This is a genomic window from Streptomyces sp. MMG1533 (assembly GCF_001279775.1).
Lineage (GTDB): Bacteria > Actinomycetota > Actinomycetes > Streptomycetales > Streptomycetaceae > Streptomyces.
Genome location: NZ_LGDG01000229.1, coordinates 38488 through 60674 on the forward strand (window position 1 = coordinate 38488; position 22187 = coordinate 60674).

Annotated in this window: 23 protein-coding genes and 2 pseudogenes; 5 read left to right on the plus strand and 20 right to left on the minus strand. The window is 71.2% G+C overall.

Going from position 1 to position 22187, the window contains the following annotated elements:
• Positions 1–10: 10 nt before the first annotated feature.
• Positions 11–1096: a M12 family metallopeptidase gene (locus ADK57_RS28210; RefSeq protein WP_053752409.1), complete on the plus strand. Its 1086-nt coding sequence runs from the start codon at positions 11–13 to the stop codon at positions 1094–1096.
• A gap of 110 nt (positions 1097–1206) precedes the next feature.
• Here the strand turns inward: ADK57_RS28210 and ADK57_RS28215 are convergent, their stop codons facing one another.
• Positions 1207–1674, minus strand: coding sequence for a GNAT family N-acetyltransferase (locus ADK57_RS28215; protein WP_234390443.1), 468 nt, complete (start codon positions 1672–1674; stop codon positions 1207–1209).
• An 8-nt stretch (positions 1675–1682) separates the two neighbouring features.
• Entirely contained in the window at positions 1683–2654 is a 972-nt protein-coding gene (locus tag ADK57_RS28220) for a helix-turn-helix transcriptional regulator (protein ID WP_053752411.1), read from the minus strand.
• A 99-nt stretch (positions 2655–2753) separates the two neighbouring features.
• On the opposite strand from ADK57_RS28220, the gene ADK57_RS28225 reads away from it, so the two are divergent.
• The gene (locus tag ADK57_RS28225) at positions 2754–3125 is read left to right on the plus strand and encodes a hypothetical protein (protein WP_053752412.1); all 372 of its coding nucleotides are present in this window, start codon (positions 2754–2756) and stop codon (positions 3123–3125) included.
• Between the two features lie 28 nt (positions 3126–3153).
• Here ADK57_RS28225 and ADK57_RS28230 read toward each other — a convergent pair whose 3' ends face one another.
• From ADK57_RS28230 to ADK57_RS28255, 7 genes are all read right to left on the minus strand, one after another.
• Entirely contained in the window at positions 3154–4530 is a 1377-nt protein-coding gene (locus ADK57_RS28230; RefSeq protein ID WP_053752413.1) for an NtaA/DmoA family FMN-dependent monooxygenase, read from the minus strand.
• Positions 4531–4548: 18 nt separating this feature from the next.
• Complete coding sequence (locus ADK57_RS28235; protein WP_053752414.1) at positions 4549–5754, minus strand: LLM class flavin-dependent oxidoreductase; 1206 nt, start codon at positions 5752–5754, stop codon at positions 4549–4551.
• A gap of 73 nt (positions 5755–5827) precedes the next feature.
• Positions 5828–6058 (minus strand): putative leader peptide, encoded by a 231-nt coding sequence (locus ADK57_RS52575; protein WP_053752415.1) that lies wholly within the window; start codon positions 6056–6058, stop codon positions 5828–5830.
• Positions 6059–6112: 54 nt separating this feature from the next.
• Entirely contained in the window at positions 6113–6982 is an 870-nt protein-coding gene (locus ADK57_RS28245; protein ID WP_053752416.1) for a glutathione S-transferase C-terminal domain-containing protein, read from the minus strand.
• A gap of 116 nt (positions 6983–7098) precedes the next feature.
• Entirely contained in the window at positions 7099–7233 is a 135-nt protein-coding gene (locus ADK57_RS52275; RefSeq protein ID WP_324612210.1) for a putative leader peptide, read from the minus strand.
• Between the two features lie 101 nt (positions 7234–7334).
• The gene (locus ADK57_RS28250; protein ID WP_053752417.1) at positions 7335–8405 is read right to left on the minus strand and encodes a maleylacetate reductase; all 1071 of its coding nucleotides are present in this window, start codon (positions 8403–8405) and stop codon (positions 7335–7337) included.
• Entirely contained in the window at positions 8402–9271 is an 870-nt protein-coding gene (locus ADK57_RS28255) for an intradiol ring-cleavage dioxygenase (RefSeq protein WP_053752418.1), read from the minus strand. The genes ADK57_RS28250 and ADK57_RS28255 overlap by 4 nt, the downstream gene beginning before the upstream one ends.
• A gap of 648 nt (positions 9272–9919) precedes the next feature.
• On the opposite strand from ADK57_RS28255, the gene ADK57_RS28260 reads away from it, so the two are divergent.
• Positions 9920–11377 (plus strand): MFS transporter, encoded by a 1458-nt coding sequence (locus ADK57_RS28260; protein WP_053752419.1) that lies wholly within the window; start codon positions 9920–9922, stop codon positions 11375–11377.
• A 14-nt stretch (positions 11378–11391) separates the two neighbouring features.
• Here the strand turns inward: ADK57_RS28260 and ADK57_RS28265 are convergent, their stop codons facing one another.
• Genes ADK57_RS28265 through glyA form a run of 6 tightly spaced genes read right to left on the minus strand, consistent with a single transcriptional unit; the run spans position 11392 to position 17999 of the window.
• Complete coding sequence (locus tag ADK57_RS28265) at positions 11392–11670, minus strand: hypothetical protein (RefSeq protein WP_053752420.1); 279 nt, start codon at positions 11668–11670, stop codon at positions 11392–11394.
• A complete protein-coding gene (locus tag ADK57_RS28270; RefSeq protein WP_053752421.1) occupies positions 11670–12308 on the minus strand; it encodes a sarcosine oxidase subunit gamma in 639 nt (212 codons plus the stop codon). The genes ADK57_RS28265 and ADK57_RS28270 overlap by 1 nt, the downstream gene beginning before the upstream one ends.
• On the minus strand, positions 12301–15174 hold the full coding sequence (locus ADK57_RS28275; protein WP_053752422.1) for a sarcosine oxidase subunit alpha family protein: 2874 nt from the start codon (positions 15172–15174) through the stop codon (positions 12301–12303). The genes ADK57_RS28270 and ADK57_RS28275 overlap by 8 nt, the downstream gene beginning before the upstream one ends.
• Positions 15171–15467, minus strand: coding sequence for a sarcosine oxidase subunit delta (locus ADK57_RS28280; protein ID WP_053752423.1), 297 nt, complete (start codon positions 15465–15467; stop codon positions 15171–15173). The genes ADK57_RS28275 and ADK57_RS28280 overlap by 4 nt, the downstream gene beginning before the upstream one ends.
• Positions 15468–15477: 10 nt before the next feature.
• A complete protein-coding gene (locus tag ADK57_RS28285) occupies positions 15478–16698 on the minus strand; it encodes a sarcosine oxidase subunit beta family protein (protein WP_053752424.1) in 1221 nt (406 codons plus the stop codon).
• Complete coding sequence (gene glyA, locus ADK57_RS28290) at positions 16695–17999, minus strand: serine hydroxymethyltransferase (protein ID WP_053752425.1); 1305 nt, start codon at positions 17997–17999, stop codon at positions 16695–16697. The genes ADK57_RS28285 and glyA overlap by 4 nt, the downstream gene beginning before the upstream one ends.
• 116 nt (positions 18000–18115) lie before the next feature.
• Here glyA and ADK57_RS28295 point away from each other — a divergent pair, with 116 nt between their 5' ends.
• Positions 18116–18781, plus strand: coding sequence for a GntR family transcriptional regulator (locus ADK57_RS28295; RefSeq protein ID WP_053752442.1), 666 nt, complete (start codon positions 18116–18118; stop codon positions 18779–18781).
• A gap of 70 nt (positions 18782–18851) precedes the next feature.
• Here the strand turns inward: ADK57_RS28295 and ADK57_RS47910 are convergent.
• Positions 18852–19046 (minus strand): annotated as a pseudogene (locus ADK57_RS47910) (ectoine/hydroxyectoine ABC transporter ATP-binding protein EhuA); the annotation flags it as partial.
• A 168-nt stretch (positions 19047–19214) separates the two neighbouring features.
• Here ADK57_RS47910 and ADK57_RS47915 point away from each other — a divergent pair.
• Entirely contained in the window at positions 19215–19388 is a 174-nt protein-coding gene (locus tag ADK57_RS47915) for a transposase domain-containing protein (RefSeq protein ID WP_078973383.1), read from the plus strand.
• 13 nt (positions 19389–19401) lie between these two features.
• Here the strand turns inward: ADK57_RS47915 and ADK57_RS28300 are convergent, their stop codons facing one another.
• The 4 genes and pseudogenes from ADK57_RS28300 to ADK57_RS49285 form a co-directional block, all read right to left on the minus strand.
• Positions 19402–20070: a dihydrofolate reductase family protein gene (locus tag ADK57_RS28300; protein ID WP_053752426.1), complete on the minus strand. Its 669-nt coding sequence runs from the start codon at positions 20068–20070 to the stop codon at positions 19402–19404.
• Positions 20070–20576 (minus strand): SRPBCC family protein, encoded by a 507-nt coding sequence (locus ADK57_RS28305; protein WP_053752427.1) that lies wholly within the window; start codon positions 20574–20576, stop codon positions 20070–20072. The genes ADK57_RS28300 and ADK57_RS28305 overlap by 1 nt, the downstream gene beginning before the upstream one ends.
• 3 nt (positions 20577–20579) lie before the next feature.
• Complete coding sequence (locus ADK57_RS28310) at positions 20580–20921, minus strand: ArsR/SmtB family transcription factor (protein WP_053752428.1); 342 nt, start codon at positions 20919–20921, stop codon at positions 20580–20582.
• A 289-nt stretch (positions 20922–21210) separates the two neighbouring features.
• Positions 21211–21318 (minus strand): annotated as a pseudogene (locus tag ADK57_RS49285) (DNA-binding response regulator); the annotation flags it as partial.
• Between the last annotated feature and the right edge of the window lie 869 nt (positions 21319–22187).

A 22187-nucleotide genomic window follows, 5' to 3' on the forward strand; every position in this document is an offset into this window, starting at 1 on the left:
TCTGTTCGCCATGACCGCACGCTACTGCTCACTCGCGCAGCAGCCCGCCCCCGCCTTCGCGCCGGGACTGGCCGCCGAGCGGCACAGTGCGCTCATCGCCGGCGGCCGGATGTGGGCCAACCACACCGTGCTGCACTACTACTTCTTCGACGACGACACCGACGGGTCCGTCATTCCCGTGCCGGGATCCGGCGCGACCAGGCGGGTGTCGTGGGCCGGCGCCAAGGAGCAGCGGGACGTCGTACGCGAGTGCTTCCGCGACTGGCAGGACCTCGGCATCGGAGTGTCGTTCACCGAGGTCTTGGACCGCTCCGAGGCCGAGCTGCGGATCGGGTTCCAGCTCGGCGACGGCTCCTGGTCGACCGTCGGCAAGGACGCCCTCCAGGTCGGTCTGAACGAGCGCACCATGAACTTCGGCTGGGACCTGACCGCGCCCGGGGAGCGCGGGACGGCCCTGCACGAGATCGGGCACGGGCTCGGCATGCTGCACGAGCACCAGAGCCCGTTCGCCGGCATCCACTGGGACGACGAGGCCGTCTACGCCGATCTGGCGGGCCCGCCGAACTTCTGGAGCCGGGACCGGACGTTCTTCAACATCCTGCGCAAGCTGGACCCGCACGAGGTGAACGGCTCCGTCTGGGACCCTCAGTCGATCATGGAGTACCCCTTCGAGGCGGGGCTGATCCTGGAGCCGGAGGAGTACCGCGCGGGCCTCGACCCGCCCGGCACCCTCTCCGCCTCCGACAAGGAGTACGTGCTGCGCTGGTACCCGCCGCGCGAGCCGCAGCCGGCGCCCGCACTGGTGCCCTTCCGTTCGGCGCCGCTCGGTCTCGGCCCGGGCGAGCAGGCCGACTTCGTCGTCGAGCCGCCGGAGACCCGCGAGTACACCGTGGGCACCTTCGGCGACAGCGACGCCCTGGTGGTGCTCTTCGAGGAGCGGGACGGCGAGCCCCGCTACCTCACCGGCGAGGACGACGGGGGCACCCCGCGCAACGCCACGATCAAGGCCCGTCTCGTCAAGGGCCGCCGCTACTTCGTCCGTGTGCGCCTGTACTCCGGCTGGGGTTCGGGGGAAACAGCGGTCATGTGCTGGTGACAGCACAGGCAGGCCGCACACGGGCGATGCTGGACCACAGTCCGGCGCCGGGGGAGCGGTCGGGGCACGTCACCTTCGGGGGAGGGTGACGTGCCCCGGCCCATGCCACGTCAACGGCCTTGGCTCACCCGCTCCGGCGGCAGGTCACGGGTGAAGACGACACGAGGCCGGCCGGGGCCGTCGTAGTCCTCCACGACGCGGGCGTCGAAGCCCAGGCTGTCGTGGAAGGCGATGGAGCCCTCGTTGGTGACCGAGGTGATCGCCTTGAGGCGGACCGCGCCCTGAATCCGGGCGGCCTCGACGAATGCCCCGTACAGACTGCGGCCGAGGCCGGACCCGCGCGCGTCGTCCCGTGTCGCCACCAGGTGCACGTACCCGGTGTGGTCGGGTGTGACGAACCCGATGAGGTATCCGCGGATGCCGTCGTCGGACCGGGCGACCAGACAGGTGGATCCGAACTCCTGCACCAGCGCCGTCAGATGGAGCGCCCGAAGGTCACGGTCACCCCAGTAGCGGGCGTGGTCCTCCAGGACCTGACGGATGTCGATGACCTCGGCGGGGACGATACGGAGAGCCATGGCGTCGATCATGGCACGGAGCCGCCCGGCTCCCGGTAACGGGCGGCTGTGCGGCGGGCGGTCTCGGCCAACTCCTCCCGGACCTCCGCAGGTTCGAGGATCTCGGCGTCGGGACCGAAGGCCAGCAGGCGGCGGCAAGCGGCGCGTGGTGAGTCGAAGCGGAGGACCAGACGGTGCCAGCCGTCCTCCGGGTCCGGGGTCGCGCGGGCGCCGGAGGAGGTGTCGCCGAGGACCTCGGGCAGGGCGGCGAGTGCGTCCGACGTGAGGCGTACGGTGACGGGGAGTCGGTCCAGGCTCGCCTCGAACTCGGCGGTCCAGTGCGCCCAGTAGTCCGCGAGGACGAAGTCCGCCGGGCGGGTGAAGCCTTCGGCGAGGAGGTCCGCTGCCGCGATCCTTGACGCCCGGTGCGCGCGGATTCCTCTGCTCGATCGAACGACGAGGTACCAGACGCCCGCCTTCGCGACGAGCCCCAGCGGGTCCACGACCCTCGCGACGGACCGGCTCGCGTGGGTCAGGCGCAGGCGCCTGTCCCGACGTACCGCGTCGACGAGCACGGCGAGGTGCGGGACCGGTTCGGGCGGCTTGAACCATGCCTGTGTGTCGATGTGGAAGCGGCTCGCCGCGGTGTTCGCGTGCTCGCGGCCCGCCGCCGGCAGCGACGCCAGCAGTTTCAGCCTCGCCTGCGCCAGCGCGTCGCCCAGCGCGATCCGCTCCAGCGGGCCGCCGGAGGAGACGGCCAGCAGCGCCGTCGCCTCCTCGGCGCTGATACCGAGCAGCGGGCTGCGCCAGCCGTCCAGGAGGCGGCACCCGCCGCCGGGGCCTCCGCTGGCCACCACCGGCACTCCGGCGGCACCGAGCGCCTCCAGGTCCCGGTAGACGGTACGGACCGACACCTCCAGCTCCTCGGCGAGTTGACGGGCCGTCAGCTGTCCGCGGGACTGCAGGCAGAGCAGCAGCGACAGCAGTCGGTCCGCTCGCATCGGGCGATCACTCCCTCACCGTATGACTGACACAGGATGTCAGTCATGGCGTCGTAGCGTCGTCCGCACGCAGGGCACCGATCTTCAGGGAGACAGCACGTGATCAGCGGATACGTCATCGGCGAAAGCCTCCGGCCCGGCGCGGTGTTCGAGCCGCACGGACTGCGGCTGCGGAAGGTCGGCCGGCTCGACGTCGGGGCGAGCGCGACCGACGCGCAGCCGCGGCTGTGGACGTTCGTCGAGTGGGAGAGCGACGGCGAGGACGTCGCCGGGCTCGCGAACGCCTTCTCCGCCGCGCTGGAACCGGAGAACGGCTGGTACGCCGACTTCACCGCCGGTGACAAACGCGTGGTGGTCTTCGCCGGGAAGGTCTTCCGCTACCGGCGCGGCGACGAGGCGGGCCGCGCCGAAGCGATCGCGTACGGCCGCGCGGCGGGCACTCCCGAGCATCAGCTCGACTGGAGGGAGTGAGCGCCGGCGCCCTTCCCGGCGAGCGGTTTCACGACGCCGCCCGCTGCTCACCCCGTACGGCGTCCGGGAGCGCGAGGCCGAGGTGGTCGCGGAGGGTCGGGCCCTCGTACTCCGTGCGGAACACGCCCTGCTCCTGGAGCAGGGGGACGACCTTGTCGGCGAAGCCGTCCAGGCCGGTCGGGGTGATGTGCGGGACGAGGATGAAGCCGTCACTGGCATCCAACTGGACGAAGTCGTTGATGGTCTTCGCCACGGTGGCCGGGGAGCCGACGAAGTTCTGGCGGTTGCCGGTCTCGATGACCAGGTCGCGGATCGACCAGTTGTTGGCTTCGGCGAGCTCGCGCCACTCGCGGGCGGTGGCCGACGGGTCCCGGTACATCCGCACCTGGGCCCGACCGCGGGCGATGTGGTGGTCGCCGAGGTCCGGGTCGATGTCGGGCAGCGGGCCGTCCGGGTCGTACGAGGACAGGTCCCGGTTCCAGACGAACTCCAGGTGCCTGATGGCGGTGGCCCCGCTGACCTGCCGGCGGCGGACGTCCTTGGCGATCTCCTCGGCCTCGGCGTCGGTGTCGCCGAGGACGAAGCTCGCGGCGGGCAGGATCTTGAGCTGGTCGTGGCTGCGGCCGTACTTGGCGAGACGGTTCTTGACGTCCGTGTAGAAGGCCCGGCCCGCGTCGAGCGTGGCGTACCGGCTGAAGATCGCGTCGGCGCCGGAGGCGGCGAACTCCCGGCCCTCCTCGGAGTCGCCGGCCTGGAAGACGACCGGGCGGCCCTGCGGGGAGCGGGGCACGTTGAACCGGCCGTGGATGTCGAAGTGCTGCCCGGTGTGGACGAAGGAGCCGGCCTTCGCGTCGCGCAGGAAGGTACCGGTGGTCCGGTCGGCGAGGATCTCGTCGCCCTGCCAGGAGTCGAAGAGTTCGTTCGCGGTGGCGAGGAACTCCTTCGCCCGGGAGTAGCGCTCTTCCTGCGGGAGGAAGCCGCCGCGGCGGAAGTTCTCGCCGGTGAAGGCGTCCCAGGAGGTGACGACGTTCCAGGCGGAGCGGCCGCCGGAGAGGTGGTCGAGGCTGGCGAACTGGCGGGCGACCTCGTAGGGCTCGTTGAAGGTGGAGTTGATGGTGCCGGTCAGGCCGAGGCGCTCGGTGACGGCGGCGAGCGCGGCGAGGACGGTGAAGGTGTCCGGGCGGCCGACGACGTCCAAGTCGTAGATCTTCCCGCCCTGTTCGCGCAGCCTGAGCCCCTCGGCGAGGAACAGGAAGTCGAACTTGGCGCGTTCCGCGGTCTGCGCGAAGTGGGCGAAGGAGCTGAACTCGATGTGGCTGCCGGCCTCGGGGTCGCTCCAGACCGTGGTGTTGTTGACGCCGGGGAAATGGGCGGCCAGATGGATCTGCTTCAGCGGCTTGCTCATGTCTGCGGTCCTTCCGGCTCAGGCGGCGGCGTAGCGGTTGGCGGGGCGGGCCAGGCCCAGCAGGCCGCGCAGGGTGTCGGCCTCGTAGACGCGGCGGAAGGCGTCGCGGCGCTGGAGTTCGGGGACCAGGCCCCGGGTGATCGCCGGGAGGTCGTGGCCGAGGACGGCGGGACGGAGCCGGAAGCCCGTTAGACCGGCCGACGCCAACTCCTGCAGAAGATCGGCTAGTTGGGCCGGGTTCCCGGTGAAGATGCGCGCGTCGCTCGTGTACGGCTCCCCCGCGAGGGCGTCGAGACGGTCCCGGCGGGCCGCTGCCTCGGCCGGGTCGTCGTCGAGGAAGACCACCAGGTCCCCGAAGACGTGCAGGAGCTGGTCGGCGCGGCCGGCCGTCTTCTGCTCGGCGCGGATCTCGTTGACGATCGCGCGGGCCTGGTCGGTGTCGTGCGGGGTGACGTAGCCGATGTCGGTCGCCCGGGCCACCAGGCGGTACGGCACGATGTCGTGCGCGAGGGCGCTGACCGGCGGCTGGCCTTGTGGCGGGCGGGGCGTGATGGAGGGCCCCTTGACGCTGAAGTGCCTGCCCCGGAAGTCGATGTAGTGCAGCTTGTCGCGGTCGACGAAGCGGCCGGTGGCGACGTCCCGGATCTCCGCGTCGTCCTCCCAGCTGTCCCAGAGGCGGCGTACGACCTCGACGTAGTCGGCCGCCTCGTCGAAGAGGTCGGTCACCAGGTCGCGGGTGTCCGGGCTGTCGTAGGCCTCGATGCGGGGGATGGTGCGGCGGCCGAAGTGCGCGGCCTCGTTCGGGCGGGCGGTGATCTGCACCCTGAGGCCCGCCCGGCCGGTGCTCACGTAGTCGAGGGTGGCGATCGCCTTGGAGATGTGGAACGGCTCCGTGTGCGTGACCACCGCGGTCGGGACCAGTCCTATGTGCCGGGACAGCGGGGCGATGCGCGCCGCGATCAGGACGGCGTCCAGGCGGCCACGCACCTGGTCGGTGCGCTCGTCCGGGGCGAGGAAGTGGGAGGACTGCGGGCCCAGGCCGTCCTCGATGGTCACGAAGTCGAGCAGACCGCGTTCCGCCTCGGCGACCAGGTCGGCCCAGTATCCGGCGGTGAACAGGTCGCGGGGACGGGCCACCGGCTCGCGCCAGGAGGCCGGATGCCAGCCGGTGCCGTCCAGGGCGACGGCAAGGTGCAGCGGGGAAGAAGAGGGTGCCGAGGACAAGAGGGGGTGCCTTCCTGGAAGTCCGTACGAGATCACCGGCCCTCGTCGGGAGGGCGCGGCGGGGAGCGACGGGTCAGGAACAACAGAGCGCGCCGGCCACGCGCTGCAGGTCGATGTGCGGCCGGGAGTGGAGGAGGACACGGCGGCGCGGGTTCAGCACACGGGGGTGGGGTGTGCGGGGCAACTCCTCCACCTCCGTCCGGTGCGCCGGGATCGTCGTGCACGGGTCGTCGTGCGCGTGTCGTCGTGCACGGGTCGTCGTGCACGGGTCGTCGTGCACGGGTCGCGTGTCGTCGTCAGTCACAACGGCCCGCCCGTGCGGTCTGTTCCGGCTTCGGCGGCTCTTCTCGAGGAACGGTCAGGCACCCCGGCCGGCATGGGCGGCCCAGTCGAGGATCTGCACGGCCGCTCCGGCGGCCTCCAGGCCCCGGCAGTGCGCGTGGTGCCGGCGGGCGATGCCGTCGATGTCGAGGTGGGCGCCGAAGGCCGGGTGGGTGGCCAGGCGGCGGGCGTAGGCCCACACGACGGGGTGGTCGGCGATGCGGTGCACCGCGGCGGCGTCCAGGTGGTGGCGGTGCACGGTGTCGAGTTGGACCAGCGTGACCCACAACTCGACGTCGGCCGCGGTGATCTGATCGCGGATCAGGTAGTCGCACCCGACGAGCCACCGCTCCAGCGAACCCAGCGTCTCGAGCAGCCCGGCGAGTCCCGCGGCCCGCGCCGCCGGTTCGGATCCCGCAGCCCCGGCCTCCTGAGCGGCCTGCTCGATGCCCTGCCCGCACAGCCGCTCCACGGCCTCGATCTCCGACTCCGCCCCGCACGGGTACAGCGCCGGGCGGCCGCCGCCGAAGTGCCGGGCCAGGTCGCGGGTGATGTCCGCGGCGTGGGTGCTGACGATCCGCCCCGACCAGTCGTCGCTGAGCACCGGCCCGACGGCCGCCCCGGCGTACCGGTGCGCGCTCGCCTCGTACAACGGGCGCAGCGCGGAATGTCCCCCGTCGGGACCGTCGGGGACCGCGTCCAGGAAGGTGACCGGACAGGCGTCGTCGAGGCCGAGCAGGCTGTGCACGACGGCGATGCGCAGCCCGTTCGGACAGGCGGGTGCGAGATGGAGTCGGTAGCGGCGGGGCACGGCGTAGTGCCCGCTGCGCGCGTCCTGGCCGATCCTTCCCCTGAAGGCGGGGGCGGGCTGGGCGGAGGGGACGGCGGCGAGCGGTGTGACGGACATGGTTCTCCCCGGGGTGGACGCGTGGACGTACGCGCGGCGGAAGCGACGTCGGGCAGTGAGAGACGGCCCTCCCCCGCGTGCGACGGCACCCGTCGGGGCGCGAGGGAAGACGGGACTCAGCCCAGGGGGCTGATCGCGCTGCATACTCGCAGCAGGTCGATGTGACGGCGGGATGTCAGAAGGGGTGTCAGAAGGGGTGACTGCCCGGACGTACGGCTCACGTCGGTGGTGACCGGTCCAAGGCGCCCCATGTTTCCCTACCTGTTCACTAGGATTCCCATCTGGAGTGTCGGCCGAGGTCGGGCCGACGTCAAGAGGGCGTCCACGGGGCGAGCATGGCCCGGGTGGGAGGTCAGGGCCCCGGTGCCGGCCGGTCGCCCTTGTACGCCGCTCTCAGTACGCCCAGGGCGTCCGCCACGCCGACCGGCCGCGGGTTCGGGTACGCCTGGCCGGTCACCTCGCGGGCCGCCACCGTCAAGTCGGCTTCTGCCAGGCCGAGTTCGGCGAGGGAACGGGGTGCGCCGAGGCGACCGGCCAGTTCCCACAGGGCGAGCGGGACATCGTCGCCGTCCAGGGCCCGGCCGAGCGCCGTCATGGCCTCGGGCGCGGCGGGCGCGTTGTGGGCGAGGGCGTACGGCAGGACCACGGTGTGGGTCTCGGCGTGCGGCAGCCCGAAGGTGCCGCCGAGGACGTGGCACAGCTTGTGATGCAGGCCCATGGTGGTCGCACCGAGTGCGGCACCGCAGAGCCAGGCTCCGTAGAGGGCACGGCCGCGGGCGTCCAGGTCCCCTGGATCGGCCGCCACGTCGGTCAGCGCACCCGCCATGGCCCGTGCGCCCTCCTCGGCCATCAGCGACACCAGCGGCGAGGCGTCCGGCGCGTACAGTGCCTCGGCCGCGTGCGCCACCGCGTTGATGCCGCTGGTCACGGACAGGCTCACCGGGAGCGACAGGGTGAGCTCGGGGTCGTAGACGACGCTGCGCGGCAGGACCGACGGATCACGGCCGGTGCGTTTGGCGCCGTGTTCGGTCAGGCCCCAGACCGGGGTCATCTCGGAGCCCGAGTAGGTCGACGGCACGGCGACCAGCGGCAGCCCGGTGCGCAACGCGATCACCTTGCCGAGGCCGATGGCGGAGCCGCCGCCGACCGCCACGCAGCCGTCGGCGCCGACTGCCCGGGCGACCTCTACGGCCCGGTCGGCGACCTCCGCGGGAACGTGCATACGGGCCTCGGTGTGCAGCCCGGCACAGGCGCCGCCCAACGCGTCCGCGACGGCCCGGGCCGTCCGGGCGCCCCGTGGCCCGCTGACCACCAACAGCCGCCGCAGCCCGAGCCGTTCGGCCTCGTCCGGGGTCGCGGTGACCGAGGCGCCGGGCCGCAGGACGACCCGCATGGGCTGGGCCTCGTAGGCGAACTCCCTCATGAGCGCACCGGGTCGAGTACGAGGTCGAAGCGCGCGTGCCGGAAGGGGTTCGGGACGCCGAACTCCCGCGCCTGGGACGGGTCGTCGGTTTCGGTGAAGTCCTGGACCAGGCTCTCCTTGACTGCGAACACGGCGTCCGAGTCGAGGTGGTCGCTGCCCGCCACGAAGATGTGCGTGGTGACCGGCGCATGCCCTTCACCCGAGGCGATGAAGTGGATGTGGGCCGGGCGGTAGGGGTGTCGGCCCGTGGCCCGAAGGAGGTCCCCGACGGGGCCGTCCGTGGGGATCGGGTACGGGCTGGGCACGCAGGTGCGGAACCAGAAGCGCCCCCCGCCGTCCGCCGTGAACAGGCCTCGCCCGTTGCCCGGGGGCTGGATCTCCGGCTGCTGGACGTCGTAGTAGCCCTCGGCGTTCGCCTGCCAGACGTCGAGGACCGCGCCCGGCAGCGGGGTGCCGTCCCGGGACAGCACGCGCCCGCTGACCACGCACGGCTCGCCGCCGCCGACCAGGTCGATGTCTGCGCCGAGTGCGCGGACCGGGGACTCGGTCATGTGGAAGGGGCCGAGCACCGTCGACTCCGTCACGCCTCCCCGTCCGTCGCTGTTGATCGTCTCGACGAGCATCGAGATGCCGAGCACGTCCGAAAGGAGGACGAACTCCTGCCGGGTGTCCGTGCATGCCTGCCCGGTCGCCGTCAGGAATCCGACGGCCCTCTCCCATTCCGTCATGGTCGGCCGGGTCTCGCGGACGAAGGCGTGCAGATGGCGGGTGAGGGCGGCGAGCAGCTCGCGCAGCCGGGGGTCGGCCGTGCCCTCGATGCTGTCGACCACCGCCTCGGTGAGGCGGGTGGTGAATTCGGTGGTCATCCCACCACTCTCCTGGATGGCGCGACTGTTTCCTCGGGCGTTCTTCCGGGCGTCCTTTCGGCCGTTCCCTCGGCCAGCCCCTGGGCCGTACCTGAAGGTCTTCCCCTCCGTTCCCGTCAGATGCCCGAGGATCCGCCGCACCGCCCCGGTCGGCAACCGCACCGCCCCGGTCGGCAACCGCTCAGCGTCCTCGGTGGCCACGGCAGACGTGGCAGAGGCGCCAGAGGCGGCAGGCGTGGCCCGAATTCCTTGGGCTGGAGCACGTCCGCGATTCCACTGAGCGGGACGGAATCGGGCCACGCCCTGCGGGACAATCCGTCGGCGACGAGCCGAATGCGCAGGTCACAGCGCTAGCGGGAGCCGTCTCACCAGACTGCTCAGCACCTTGGGCCCCTTTTTCCGCGCACTTCATTGATTGTACCGACCGCTAGGTCTATTTTACCGGTCAGCCGCACCGGAGCTGCAGACGGGAGGCACGTATGCCGGCGCTTGCGACCGCCACGCACTGCCCCCGGGTCCCGCTCTTCCCGGACCAGTAGCCGCTCTCGCCGGTGTGACCGGCAGGAGCCGATCACGCGCCGGACGTCCCCCACGCCGCCTGGACCAGAGCCACTCTCCGCATCTCCGCTCACCCACGGAAGGCCGCCGATGTCCCAGACAAAAACCCCTCCCCCGCAGACGCAGGAGGGATCCCGCTCCACCTCGCGCAACGTGCTCGTCGTCATCGCCCTCGTGTGGACCGTCCAACTGGTCGCGCTCATGGCCGCGTTGTCCGGCATCGCACAGGCCGAGGTCGCGATCCACTTCCGGACCACCGAGATCGCCTGGTTCACCCTGATGACCCTGCTGACAGGGACGTTCTTTCTGCCCTTCGCAGTCAAGGCCGCGGCCCTCTTCGGCAAGAAGCGCGTCCTGCTCGTCGCCACCGGTCTGGGCTTCGTCGGCGACCTGATCGCCGCCGTCGCCACCGACTACCGCACCCTGCTGATCGGGCGCGGCATCGCGGGCATCTACGCCGCCACCGCCCCGCTCGCCTACGCGATCACCCGCGACGTGTTCCCCCGCCGCTGGGTCGGACTCGCCAGCGGGATCCTCGCCGGCGGTGTCGGCCTCGTCGCCTTCGGCGGGCCGTTCCTGTCCGGCTGGCTCCTGGACGACTACGGCTTCCGCGGCGTTCTGTGGTTCATGGCCATCAGCACCGCCGTAAGCTTCCTGCTGGTGGCCGCCTTCGTGCCCGAGAGCCCGATTCGCGCGGCGGGCGGCCGGATGGACTGGATCGGCGGAATCCTCCTCGGCGGAGGGGTCACGGCGATCGTCTACGCCATCGGCCAGGGATCACACTGGGGCTGGGACAGCGGCAAGTTCGCCACCTGGGTCGCCGGGGCGCTGATCACACTGGTCGTCTTCGTGCTCGTCGAGCGCCGGGTCGCCGAACCGCTGTTCCCGCCGGCCATGACACGGCGTCGTCCGGTGTGGACCGTCCTGCTGGCCACATCCATCGCGGCCGGCTCACTCAGCGCCGTCGGCGTGGTGATACAGCTGCTGATACTGATGCCGAACATCCCCACCATCTCCGAGGGCCTGGGCTGGTCCGGAACCCGGAACGCGATCGTCACGAGCCCCATCAGCGCCATGATCATCGTGGCGGCCGTCGGCACCGGTCTGCTCGCCCGCCGGGTGGATGCGCGCATCATCCTGGGCACCGGCTCCGCGCTCACGGTCCTCGGTTACGGCATCGGCACCCAGCTGCACCACAACGCCCAGCAGATCGTGGGGATGGGTCTGATCGCGGGGCTGGGCACGGGCATCGTCATGGCCATCGTGCCCATCATGATCATCGAGGTGGTCACCCCCGAAGAGCAGGCACTGGCCAACGGCGTCCAGACACTCGGCCAGGGCGTCGCACAGATCGTCGTCTCCCAGTTGGCCTTCGTCGTGATGGCCCAGCACGGGGCCGTCCTCAAGGGCACTCAGTTCTATCTCGACACCGGCTTCACCAACGGGCTCTGGCTGGTCGTCGGATGCTGTGCCGTGGGCACGATGCTGGTTCTCCTGATCCCCAGGGCCAAGCGCCTCGACGAGGCCGAGGTCGGCCAGGCAGCCTGACCCCGGCGTTCGCCTCACGGCACCGGCCGTGGCCGCTTCCCGTCGCCCGCCCCGTGGGTCGGGGACGTCCGAAGCGGCAGGCCGGTCCCGTGGGGAACCACCGGCAACTCCTGGTCGAGGGCGTCGAGGCCCGACCCGCATGAAGAAGTGGCCGTCGCGGCGGTCGCCGAACTGCTGGTTGTCGATGATGTCGCTGCTTGCCCGACCAGGAACCGCGAGACGGCAAGGACGATGCCGGGAGCCTCGGGGCAGTCGAGGGTGAGGACGTGCTCGACATTCGGTGACGTGCCCATCAGGGCACCTCCGGGCCGTCGTACTCGGTCATCGCGTCGAGGAGCCAGCGCGCCAGGTAGTCGGCGAACGAGGACCGTGGGAACAGCCGGTACGTCGGCAGGTCGTCGACCTGCCAGAGCAGCACCGCGACAGGGCCCACCGTGGTCGACACCGCCCGGCCGGGACCGAAGACCCGGGGATGCAGGTCCAGCGGGCAGCCCTTCTCCAGTACCTGCCGGGCGGCCGGGCCGCTGAGCTCCAGCGTGGTGCGGTTCGCCGAGACGTCCACGACCGAGCCCGGGTCTCCTCCGAGTGCCTTCCGCAACTCGGCGGCGACGGCGGTCTCTTCGGCCTGGGACAGCACGAGCCACTCGTCGGGGGCGAGCCAGAGCACCGTGTGGGGGCCGGACGTCGAGGTGTCGCCGCACTGCTGCGGGAGCGGCGCCCCGACGGCCTTCTCGATGCGGTCGGCCGCTTCGGAAGCGGGGTCGACGCGCAGGTTCACCATGGTGACGAACGGCCACTCGGTCAGCGTGACGCCGCGGGCGCCCGTGACGCCGCGGGCGCCCGTGACGGCGGCGGCGCGCATCCGCTCTTCCAGATGTGCCAGCGGGCTGCGGCGCAGGTGCACCGGGCCGGCCTCGGTCAGCTCAGCCATCTCGCTTGGTCCCTTCGGGGTCGTAGAGGACGAAGTCGGCCACCTCGACGGGCACCAGATCGTCGCCCACCGGGGCGAGCAGGGTCTCGCCGATCCTGGCCCGTCCGTCGGCCACGAGGGCGAGGGCGAAGGGGCGGCCGAGGGCCGGGCTGTGGTAGCTGGAGGTGACGTGGCCGAGCATCGGCACCGGCCCGGCCTCCGGGGTGATCGGCACGTCCGGCGCGACGAGTTGGGTGCCCTCGGGCAACCGGGTCGTGCGGTCGGCCGGCAGCAGGCCGACGAGCTGCTTGCGGTCGGTGCGGGCGGTGTCGGCGCGGGCGTAGGACCGCTTTCCGATGAAGTCCTTCTGCTTGGAGACGACCCAGGACATGCCCGCGTCCTGCGGGGTGACGGTGCCGTCGGTGTCCTGGCCGACGATGATGTAGCCCTTCTCGGCCCGCAGGACGTGCATGGTCTCGGTGCCGTACGGGGTGATGCCGTACGGCTGTCCGGCCTCGTGCACCTGCTCCCAGACGGCGAGGCCGTACCACGCGGAGACGTTGATCTCGTAGGCGAGTTCGCCGGAGAAGGAGATCCGGCAGATGCGGGCCGGGACACCGGAGGCCAGGGTGGTCTCGCGGAAGGCCATGAAGGGGAACGCCTCGGCGGACAGGTCGACTTCGGGCGCGAGCTGGGCGACGACCTCGCGTGACTTGGGGCCGACGACCGCGATCGTCGTCCACTGTTCGGTCACCGAGGTGCAGTGGACGTCGAGTTCGGGCCACTCGGTCTGCAGCCACTCCTCCAGCCAGTCCAGGACGCCTGCGGCGCCCCCGGTCGTGGTGGTCATGAAGTAGCGGTTGTCGTCGAGGCGCAGCGTCACACCGTCGTCGAAGATCATGCCGTCGGGCTTGCACATCACGCCGTAGCGGGCGAGGCCGGGCTTGAGCTTCTTGAAGGCGTTGGTGTAGATGCGGTTGAGGAACTCGCCCGCGTCCGCGCCCCAGAGCTCGATCTTGCCGAGGGTGGAGGCGTCCATGACCGCCACCCCCTCACGGGCCGCGCGGCACTCGCGGGCCACGGCCGTGTCCATGTCCTCACCGGGCAGGGGGAAGTACCAGGGGCGCTTCCACTGCCCGACGTCCTCGAACTCCGCGCCGTGGGCCACGTGCCAGCTGTGGATGGAGGTGGTCCGCTCCGGATCGAACAACTCGCCGCGCTCACGTCCCGCCAGGGCGGCGAACGCCACCGGTGTGTACGGCGCCCGATAGGCCGTGGTGCCGATCTCTCCCAGTGAACCGCCGAGGGCTTCGGCGATCACCCCGATCGCGTTGACGCCGGACGTCTTGCCCTGGTCGCCCGCCGTGCCGAGCGAGGTGTAGCGCTTGACGTGCTCGACACCGCGCATGCCGGCGCCGGTGGACCGCCAGACGTCGGCGACGGTGACATCGCGCTGCAGGTCGACGAAGTGGGTGTCCCAGGTGCCGGGTTCGCCTTCGAGGGCGGGCACCAGCCACAGGGCGCGCACCGGGCCCGAGCCCTGGGCATCACCGGAGGGCGGTGCGGGCACGGGGACCGGGAACCCGGCCTCCGTCGCGGCCCGTGCACCGGCCCGCGCCCCCTCGCCCAGACAGCCGTCGAGATCGTACGTCCCGCGGGCGGCACCGACGACCTGCTGGTCCCGTACGGTGCCGTCGGGGACGAAGGCGACCAGGTCCTCGTCCCAGCGGAGCTTGCCCTGGCGCTGGCTGTGCAGGTGCACCACCGGGCTCCAGCCGCCGGAGACGGCGAGCAGGTCGCAGTCGAACGACTGTGGTGCGCCGGTGAGTTGACCGTCGGCATCGAGGGCCTGGACGGTGACGGCGGCCAGTCGGCCCTCCCCCGCCGTGTCGACCACCGCGCTGCCCGTCAGCACCCGCACCCCCGTCGCCACGGCGACCTCGGCGGCCCGGTGGGACAGCCCGGGGCGCGCGTCCACGACGGCGGCGATGTCGATCCCGGCGGCGTGGAGGTCGGCGACCGTGTCATAGGCGCTGTCGTTGGTCGTGCTCACCACGGCCCGCGAACCCGGGGCCACGGCGTACCGGTTGAGGTACGTACGCACGGCCGCGGCGAGCATCACCCCGGGTCGGTCGTTGCCGGCGAAGACCAGCGGACGCTCGTGCGCGCCGGTCGCCAGGACCACCTGGCGGGCCCGGATGTGCCACAGCCGCTGGCGCGAGACGCCCGCGGAGGCGTCGGGGGCGCCGGCTCCGAGATGGTCGGTGCGCCGCTGCAGGGCCAGCACGTAGTTGTCGTCGTACGAGCCGAAGGCCATGGTGCGTTGCAGTACGACGACCTCGGGGGCGGAGTCGAGCGCGGCGCGGACGTCGGCGACCCACGTCAGGCCGGTCTGCGCACCCGAGAGCAGCGAACCGCCGGGCTCGGGCTGGTCGTCGACGAGGATCACGCGGGCTCCGGAGCCGGCGGCAGCCGCGGCGGCAGCGAGCCCGGCCGGTCCGGCGCCGACGACCAGGACGTCGGTGTGCACGTACTTCTTGTCGTAGACGGCGGGGTCGGCGCCCGGGTCGAGCCGGCCCATCCCGGACAGCGTCGTGACGGACAGGCCGTCGTACAGCTCCACCGCCGTCGCCGGCAGCATGCCCTCCGAGTACGAACCGCCGATCTGCAACAGGGCGTTGGGCTCCTCGACGCCCGCGGCGACGATGCCGCGCGGGCGGCCGCGGTAGATCGACGGAGCGACCTCGACGAGTCCGTTCGCCAGCATCGCCGAGGCGACGGTGTCTCCGGGGTGCCCGGTCAGTTCCCGCCCGTCGAGGGTGAATCGCAGCACGGCGCCGCGGTCGACGCGGCTCCCTTGCCGCAGCCGGAAGTGCTGGTCGGTCATCGGTTCCCTCCGGCCTGGGGCAGTTCGGGGCGGGGCTCGTCGAGCCGGTAGGAGGTCAGCACCTCGTAGGTGGCGGTGTCGCGCAGGACGTTGAACCAGCGGCGGCAGCCGGTGCTGTGCATCCACCGCTCTGCGAAGGGGCCCTTGGGGTTGTCGCGGTAGAAGACGTACTCGGCCCACTGCTCGTCGGTGAGGTCGGCCGGGTTCTCGGGGTAGGGGACGTGGGCCTGTCCCCCGTAGTGGTACTCGGTCTCGTCCCGCGGTCCGCACCAGGGGCAGCTGATCAGCAGCACGGTGTCCTCCTCAGTGGGCCACGGCCGCGGCGCCGTGCTCGTCGATCAGGGCGCCCGTCGCAAAACGTTCGAGGGCGAAGGGGGCGTTCAGCGGATGCGGCTCACCCGTGGCGATGGTGTGCGCGAAGGCCCAGCCGGCGGCCGGGGTGGCCTTGAACCCGCCGGTGCCCCAGCCGCAGTTGACGTAGAGGTTCTCCACCGGGGTGGTGCCGATGATCGGGGACGCGTCCGGGGTGACGTCGACGATGCCGCCCCAGGTCCGCAGCACGTGCGCGCGGGCGAAGACGGGGAACAGCTCGACGGCGGCGGCCATCTGCTGCTCGATCACGTGGAAGGAGCCGCGCTGCCCGTAGCCGTTGTACGAGTCGACGCCCGCGCCCATCACCAACTCGCCCTTGTGGGCCTGGGAGACGTAGACGTGCACGTGGTTCGACATGACGACCGTCGGGTGCACCGGCTCGTGCAGCTCGGACACCAGCGCCTGCAGCGGATGCGACTGGATCGGCAGGCGGAATCCGGCCCGCTCGGCCAGCACGCCGCTGTGCCCGGCGGCCGCGAGTCCGACCCGGCCTGCGTGGATACGACCGCGGTTGGTCTCGACGCCCACGACCCGGTCGCCGTCCTTGAGGAAGCCGGTGACCTCGCAGCCCTGGATGAGGTCGACACCCAGCTCGTCGGCCCTGCGGGCCAGCGCCCAGGCGACGTGGTCGTGCTTGGCTATGCCGGCCCGTGGCTGGAAGGTGCCGCCGAGGACCGGGTACCGGGTGCGCGGCGAGAGGTTGACGATCGGGCAGACCTCGCCGACCTGGTCCGGTGTGAGCCACTCGGCGTCGACGCCGTTGAGACGGTTGGCGTTGACGCGGCGCATGCCCTCGCGGACGTCCTGCAGGGTGTGCGCGAGGTTGAGGACGCCGCGCTGGCTGAACAGGAAGTCGTAGCCCAGCTCCTCCGGCAGCCGCTCCCACAGCTTGAGCGCGTGCTCGTAGATCGCCGCGCTCTCGTCCCACAGGTAGTTGGAGCGGATGATCGTGGTGTTGCGGGCCATGTTGCCGCCCGCCAGCCAGCCCTTCTCCAGGACGGCGACGTTGGTGATGCCGTGGTTCTTGGCCAGGTAGTAGGCGGTGGCCAGGCCGTGGCCGCCCGCGCCGATGATGACGACGTCGTACGAGGAGCGCGGCTCGGGGTTGCGCCAGAGGAAGTCCGGATGCTCCGGCAGCGGCGTGCTGGTCATGCCGCGGCTCCGTTCAGGTGGGGGTAGAGGGGGAAGGCGGCGGCGAGCTTCTCGACCCGGGCGCGCAGTTCGTCGTCGGAGTGCCCGCTCTTCAGGGCCTCGGCGATGATGTCGGCGACCTCCCGGAACTCCTCCGCGCCGAAGCCGCGGGTGGCCAGGGCGGGGGTGCCGATCCGCAGCCCCGAGGAGACCATCGGCGGGCGGGGGTCGAACGGCACCGCGTTGCGGTTGACGGTGATGCCGACGCGGTGCAGCCGGTCCTCGGCCTGCTTCCCGTCGAGCACGGAGTTCCGCAGGTCGACGAGGACCAGGTGCACTTCGGTGCCGCCGGTCAGCACCGTGATCCCGGCCTCGGCCACGTCGTCGGCCAGCAGCCGTCCGGCGAGGATGCGGGCGCCGTCCAGGGTGCGCTGCTGGCGCTCCTTGAACTCCTCGCCCGCCGCCACCTTGAAGGCCACCGCCTTCGCCGCGATGACATGCTCCAGCGGGCCGCCCTGCTGGCCCGGGAAGACCGCGGAGTTGATCTTCTTGGCCAGGCCGGCCCGGCTGAGGATCACACCGCCACGCGGGCCACCGAGGGTCTTGTGCGTCGTGGTCGTCACGACGTCGGCGTACGGCACCGGGTTCGGGTGGAGGCCCGCGGCCACCAGCCCGGCGAAGTGCGCCATGTCCACCATCAGGTAGGCGCCCACCTCGTCGGCGATCCGTCGGAACGCGGCGAAGTCCAGCCGGCGGGGGTAGGCCGACCACCCGGCGACGATCATCCTGGGCCGGTGCGCGAGAGCGAGCTGTTCGACCTCGTCCATGTCGATCCGCAGGTCGGACTCGCGCACGTGGTACGGCACGACGTTGTACAGCTTGCCGGAGTAGTTGATGCGCATGCCGTGGGTCAGGTGCCCGCCGTGCGCCAGGTCGAGGCCGAGGATCGTGTCGCCGGGGTCGAGCAGAGCGAACATCGCGGCCGCGTTGGCCTGGGCACCCGAGTGCGGCTGCACGTTGGCGGCCTCGGCGCCGAACAGTTCCCTGACCCGGTCGATGGCGAGCTGCTCGATGACGTCGACGTGCTCGCAGCCGCCGTAGTAGCGGCGGCCGGGATAGCCCTCGGCGTACTTGTTGGTCAGGACCGAGCCCTGGGCCTCCATGACCGCGGCCGGGGCGAAGTTCTCGGAGGCGATCATCTCGAGGGTCGACTGCTGACGGTGCAGTTCGGCGTCGACGGCGGCGGCGACATCGGGGTCGAGTTCGCCGAGCGGGCGGGAGAGGGGGGAGGCGACCGGGGTGAGCGACGGGTTCGTTGCCATCTGTGCACCATCCTGAGAGCCAACTAATGAGCAACTGATATATCAGACTCTGCGATACGGTATGGGAGTCTTCCGGACAGGTCAAGGGGGACTACGTGCAGCAGGCAGGGGGCTTCATGCAGCAGATGGCGACCGAGCCCAGGGGCGAGGAGCTGTCCCTCGCCGAGCGCGCCTACCGCGCCATCCGCGACCAGCTCGTGATGCTCGACATCCGGCCGGGCGCACCGATCAACGAGGACCAGCTGGCCCAGTCCCTCGGCGTCGGGCGGACCCCGGTGCGCGAGGCGCTCAAGCGGCTCCAGTACGAGCGCCTGATCACGACCTACCCCCGGCGCGGCACCTTCGCCACCGAGGTCAACATCACCGACCTGGCCCACATCTCCGAGGTGCGCCAGGAGCTGGAGCCCCTGGCCGCCGCCCAGGCCGCGCGGCGCGGCACGGCCATCGACCGTGCGACCCTGACGGACCTGCTGCGGGACCTGGAGAGCGTGGACTCGCCTCGGCGTGACGCCGCCGAGCTCATGCGCCTGGACCTCCGGGTCCACCGCGCCACCTACGCCGCCACGCACAACCCGTATCTGGAGGACACCCTCGTCCGCCACGACAACCTGGCCACCCGTATCTGGTGCCTGTTCATCGACCGCCTGCCCGGCATGGCCGGCCACGTCCAAGAGCACAAACCGTTGATCGAGGCGATCGTCGCAGGCGACCCCGACACGGCGTCGCGGCTCGCCCGAAGCCACGTCGAGGGCTTCGAACAGGCCATCCGCGACGCCATCTGACCCGAGGCTCCCGGGTGTTCCACACACCGTTCATGGCGCCGGCTCGCCTCGGGACAGACCGGCGCTGCTGTCACAGGATGCTGTCGTGAAGGTTGCGCGTGGATTCGTGGACGGGCGCGTCGATGACCTGGGACGGCGGGCCCTTCTCGACAAGCCGGCCCTCGGACATGAAGACCACTTCGTCGGCGACGCCGCGGGCGAAGCCGATCTCATGGGTGACCACGATCATCGTCATCCCGCTGGTCGCCAGCCGTTTCATGACAGCCGCGCAACAGGATCGTCAGCACGTCCCACGAGCCGGCCTGCGGTGAGGACGGCCTGCTCGAGGATCACCACCGCACCTACCACGTCGAGAAGGCCCGCGGCGGCGTCGGACTGCCCATGATCGACGGCAGCGCTCTCGTCAGCCGGGACACCGCACCCGAGCGGCGAGTTGACCGAGACCATCGACCCTGAGCTGGTCGACGCGATTCTGGAGGACACCGGCGCTCGACAGCAGCGGCTGCGGCTGCTCCCGGCGCGCGTCGTGGTGCACTTCGTGCTGGCCCTCGCCTTCTTCGAGCGACCCGCGCCGTGTGCGCCGTGGATGCTCGGGTCGCTGGGGTGAGGTGGTGGCGCGGCTACCGTGGGTGCACGGCGTAGGTCAGGTGCGTCACCCGTGACGACGGCTCCGAACGGATCGGCTCCAGCGCGATCCTGGACGCGTCCACGCCGTCGAACAGGCGGGTGCCGGCGCCGAAAAGCACCGGTGACAGTGTGATCGAGAACTCGTCGACCAGGCCGGCGTTCAGGTGCTCCAGGATCGTCGCGCCGCCGCCGGCGATGCGGACGTCGCGGTCACCGGCGGCCTCGCGGGCCTGGTCGAGGGCGTGCTCGATGCCGTCGTTGACGAAGTGGAACGTGGTGCCGCCGGGCCGCTCCCACGGGTCACGCTTGGTGTGTGTCACGACGAAGACGGGGGTGTGGAAGGGCGCCTCCTCCGGCCATGACCGCTCGCCGAGGTCGAACATGCGCTTGCCCATGACGCTCGCGCCGGTGCGCTCGAACGTCTCCCGCGCGACGTCGTTGTCGCGGCCCTCCTCGCCGCCCTCGCCCAGCTTCAGGTTCTCCCGGAAGAACCGCAGCGGGAAGATCCACTGCTGCAGTTCCATCCACTGCGCCATCCAGTGCTGAACGTCCGGGTCGTCCTGCTTGTCGGGCGCGAAGAGCTCGTCTTCAACGGGCACGGACTCGGGCGCGATGAAGCCGTCCAGCGACATCGACACGCTGAAGAACACCTTCCCGGCCATCAGCCCTCCGCCCCCTTCCGCGCGAGGTCGGTGACGTAGGCCGCCAGGCTGCTCAGGGTCTGTCGGCCGCCCTCGATCGCGTGGTACTTCTCGACCGCCTCGTCGCGCAGTTCCTTGGTGGGGAACACCGTGCGCATCACGATCCGGGTCGCCGCGCCGTCCGGCGCGAAGGTCAGGACCGACTCGAAGGCGTTCGGGTCGTCGCGGGACTCACCGTGCAGCAGCGCGATCCGCTCCGGCGGGGCGATCCGCAGCCAGCGGATCCACTCGGAGTAGTCGGTCCCGTCCGGCCCGTGCAGCACGAAGACCCACTCCCCGCCCTCGCGGAACTCGAAGGACCGCGTGGTGGTGGTGAACCCCTCCGGACCCCACCACCGCGACAGGTGCCGGACCTCGGTGAACGCCTCGAACACCAGCTCCCGCGGGGCGTCGATGACCCGGGAGATCACGATCTCCCGGTCGGCCGTCGCCGACTCCGCCCGCGTTTCTTGCCTTGCCCCAGTCATCGGTCATTCCTCCTGCCGTGTCTGCTTGAGGTCCTGCACGTAGGTGTCCAGCCGGTCGAAACTCTCGTTCCAGAACCGCTCGAATCCGCCGACCCACTCGTGGACCGGCCGCAGCCCTCGGGCGTCCAGGCCGTAGAGGCGCTGCTTGCCCGCCTCGCGGACCCGCACCAGCCCCACCTCCCGGAGCACCCGCAGGTGCTTGGACGCCCGCGGCTGGCTCATCCCCAGCTCCTGGGCCAGGTCGGTCACCGGCCGCTCACCCGCCCGCAGCAGCGCCAGGATGTCCCGGCGCTGCGGCTCGGCGATCGCGTTGAACGCGTCCGACGTCGTCGCTGCTCGTGCCATGGCAGCCATCATATTCCCATATCGGAATACATCAAGCCGGCTGGGAATCGGGCGAGTCCTGTCGGATGACGATTGCCGGTCAAAGCAACGGCCTTCCCTCGTCGTCGGCGACGACGACGGTCGAGTGATCAGTTTGTGGCACGCCCGCACCGGCGGCGATCAGATACAGCCCGAAGGCCGTACGGATCCGCTCCAGATCCAGAGCCCGTCCCGGCCGACCGGCAACCAGCGCGACGCCCTCTCCCCTGCGGCTCCGGAGCCATCGCGGCGACCGCCGTCGGAAGCTGGACGGCTCGGCGCGTACCAAGCCGGTCTGGTAGGCGATGACGACGAGTTGAGCACGGTCGCGGGCACCGAGCTTGGTCAAGGCACGCTGAATGTGGGTACGCACGGTCAGAACGCGCCGAGCACTCGGGTGACGAAGTCCTCGCAGACACCGCGCGTCTGACTGCCCGTCAGCAGGGACAGGGCGAGGCGGCGGGGCTGCCGTGAGGGCCGCTGCGGCCCTGGCGCCGGGGCCCCTGCGGCGCTCCGGCCACCCGTCGCATGCCGTCTGACCGGAGACGCTGATCGCGCTGGACGGCGGCGAGCATCCGGTCGACGTCTCTGCCGAGCTGATCGGCACCCAGCTGTCGGCGTGCCCCGAACCGTGCGTCCTGGCGACGAGCCGGCGGGCGCCAGGCGCTGAACATCGCCGGCAAACGCGTCCTGATCGCGTCATTGCCATCGGTGCCGGACGAAGCCGTCGAACTGCCGAGGGACCGTTTCGCGCCGCTCACCGGCGGCACACGGACCGCCCGAACACACCGGCGCACGCTTCGAGCTCCGATCGACTGCAGTTGCGAGTTGCGCTGCTGACTGGCGCAACCGGCACTTGAAGAAAACCAGCCGCCCGGGTCGCAAGCGGTGGGTGCCTCCCTCTCCGACCGGCGGACAAGCGTCGACGAGGCCCCGGCCACCGCAACGCGGTTCGCACGCGCCGGGCAGGCGGACTCCACGGATTTCGGCGGGATGCGGTCACTGACGAGCCTGCGGCACCGCGATCCCGCACGGGAAATCCCGCGGAGATGTCTACGCAGTCAGACGCCATCCGTCAAGGCTTCGGGCTCATTCGCCGCCGTTTCGCCGGCACGCACTGTCCGCAAGCCGAGCGGGGGTTCGCGCGACGTTACGAATATGTTCCGGACCCTTGACGGCCTCCGTCTGACTGCGTAGACATGGCAGCGCAGTCAGACGGCGCAGTCAGACGGAAATCGGCTGGCACCG